The sequence below is a fragment of the Psychrobacter sp. AOP31-B2-9 genome (genome assembly GCF_052378005.1).
Lineage (GTDB): Bacteria > Pseudomonadota > Gammaproteobacteria > Pseudomonadales > Moraxellaceae > Psychrobacter.
This window is the reverse complement of sequence record NZ_JBQSXG010000246.1, coordinates 1-1,942: the sequence shown is the minus strand read 5'-3', so window position 1 is coordinate 1,942 and position 1,942 is coordinate 1. Positions and strand designations below refer to the sequence as shown.

Here is a 1,942-nt window from a genome sequence, read left to right as displayed (position 1 = left end):
TTAGGCAGAAGTCCTAGTACTATATCAAGAGAGCTTAAGCGTAATAAAAGCCTGCGAGGTTACCGAGCTCATTATGCCGATAACAAAGCTCGTGCAAGACGATCAAACAATGCTTTCACTATCATCACTGACGTATGGGATTGGGTCACAAACAAGCTTAAAGACAGCTGGAGTCTCCGACAATACCGGGGCGGTTCATTTTTAAAGATACCAAAGATAGCATTATTCATGGCTTTGCTGTTTTCGAAGTGACGAACAGACTCAGCACTTTCTGTCTCAAAACTCTGAGCATAGCTGTTGCTATACAGAAATACTGAGCTAAATAGTATCAAAATTCGTAAAACTGTCTTAACTATCATGTTTATAGCATCCTCATATTTACTTCCTAGTACAATGTATTTTAGACAAAAGTTTACTTAATATTTTAAAGGCGTTACGATAGCTATTATTTAATATTCAAACACTTGCTTTATGAAGCTGGCTTTTTATAGATGGCCTAGCCACTATTGACAAAGTAGGTAAATATAACTTTCCCAGATATGAAGATGGTGAAATAGTTTTGTACACTACATTTGAATGTGAAGGTAGTAGCGTGGTTCCTGTAGACTATACCAAAAAGTAGCCTACCTTAATGAAAGCTGCTTTAAATAGTTGCTAAATCGTTCAATGCCTGCTGTTATTTATGCAGGCTATAGATAATACTATCGCTATGTCATTCAAGGTTAATAAACAGGAGCCACATTATGAAAATCATTAGTACTATCTTAGCAGCTGCTTGCCTACTCTCTCTCACCGCCTGCGGCAATCTTCAAAACTGGAATAGTGACTATTTATCAGGTGGAGAATATCTATCAGACGATCAAGGAATAATGGTATCAGATTGTACGGGAAGCTATATAGGTATGAGGCATAATACTGTGTCAGCAGCTGATAGATTTTGGCAAGCTAATAACTTACCTAAAGGAACGGCTAATTTTGTCTGTAAAGATGGCAAAGCCTACTTGCCTAGTAAGGTCACGGACTGTCAAGGTAATCTCATCGCCAAACAACCAGGTGGCATTGCGCAGTTCAAGCTCAACAATGATTTTCCCAGATATGAAGATGGTGAAATGGTTTGGTACACCATGTTTAACTGTCAAGGTAGTAACGTGGTTCCTGTAGATTATACTAATAAATAGCTCATCTTAATGAACGCAACTTTAAATGCTGCTTTAAATAGTTGCTGAATCGTTCAACGCCTGTTGTTATCTCTACGAACAATAATAAAAAATTTCCGCTACGTCATTCAAGGTTAATTAACAGGAATAACATTATGAAAATCGTCAATATCATTATATCAGGTGTTTGCCTATTCTCTCTCACCGCCTGCGGTAATCTTCAAAACTGGAATAGTGACTATTTATCAGGTGGAGACTATCTATCAGACGATCAGGGGCTGGTAGCAGACTGTCAGGGAAATTACTTAGGTATCAGTAATAATCTGTCAGATGCAGATTTGTTTTGGCAGGATAATAACTTACCTAAAGGAACAAACGATTATGTCTGTAAAGACGGCAGAGCCTACTTACCTAATAAAGTCACTGATTGCAACGGAAGTATAATTATTAAAAAGTATGGTTCAATTGAAAAATTTAGAATGGTTAACAATCTTCCTGATTACACAACTGTAGCATTTATCTGCGAAGGAAGTTCCATCAGACCATCACCTGATCAGCTTAAATAACAAATGATAGTCGTCTGTTTTTATATTAATAATAGCTTCTTTTGTTACCCTTAAGAAAAATAATAAAAATATATTTTTCCGCTACGTCATTGAAGGTTAAATCAACAGGAACAACATTATGAAAATCGTCAATACTATCTTAGCTGGTGTTTGCCTACTCTCTCTCACTGCCTGCGGTAATCTTCAAAACTGGAATAGTGACTATTTATCAGGAGATAG

Annotated in this window: 3 protein-coding genes; 2 read left to right on the top strand and 1 reads right to left on the bottom strand. The window is 36.8% G+C overall.

The window, feature by feature from the left end; translation table 11 throughout:
- Positions 1-71: 71 nt before the first annotated feature.
- Positions 72-359 (bottom strand): hypothetical protein, encoded by a 288-nt coding sequence (locus tag ACT3SX_RS14865; protein WP_444761558.1) that lies wholly within the window; start codon positions 357-359, stop codon positions 72-74.
- 384 nt (positions 360-743) lie between these two features.
- On the opposite strand from ACT3SX_RS14865, the gene ACT3SX_RS14860 reads away from it, so the two are divergent.
- Both ACT3SX_RS14860 and ACT3SX_RS14855 read left to right on the top strand, forming a co-directional pair.
- The gene (locus ACT3SX_RS14860) at positions 744-1,178 is read left to right on the top strand and encodes a hypothetical protein (protein WP_444761557.1); all 435 of its coding nucleotides are present in this window, start codon (positions 744-746) and stop codon (positions 1,176-1,178) included.
- Positions 1,179-1,312: 134 nt separating this feature from the next.
- Positions 1,313-1,723: a hypothetical protein gene (locus ACT3SX_RS14855; RefSeq protein ID WP_444761556.1), complete on the top strand. Its 411-nt coding sequence runs from the start codon at positions 1,313-1,315 to the stop codon at positions 1,721-1,723.
- Positions 1,724-1,942: the final 219 nt, after the last annotated feature.

What these genes read in the sequence shown, in the direction of transcription:
- ACT3SX_RS14865 (WP_444761558.1), bottom strand. Translation starts at nt 359, where the DNA reads ATGATAGTTAAGACAGTTTTACGAATTTTGATACTATTTAGCTCAGTA.
- ACT3SX_RS14860 (WP_444761557.1), top strand. Translation starts at nt 744, where the DNA reads ATGAAAATCATTAGTACTATCTTAGCAGCTGCTTGCCTACTCTCTCTC.
- ACT3SX_RS14855 (WP_444761556.1), top strand. Translation starts at nt 1,313, where the DNA reads ATGAAAATCGTCAATATCATTATATCAGGTGTTTGCCTATTCTCTCTC.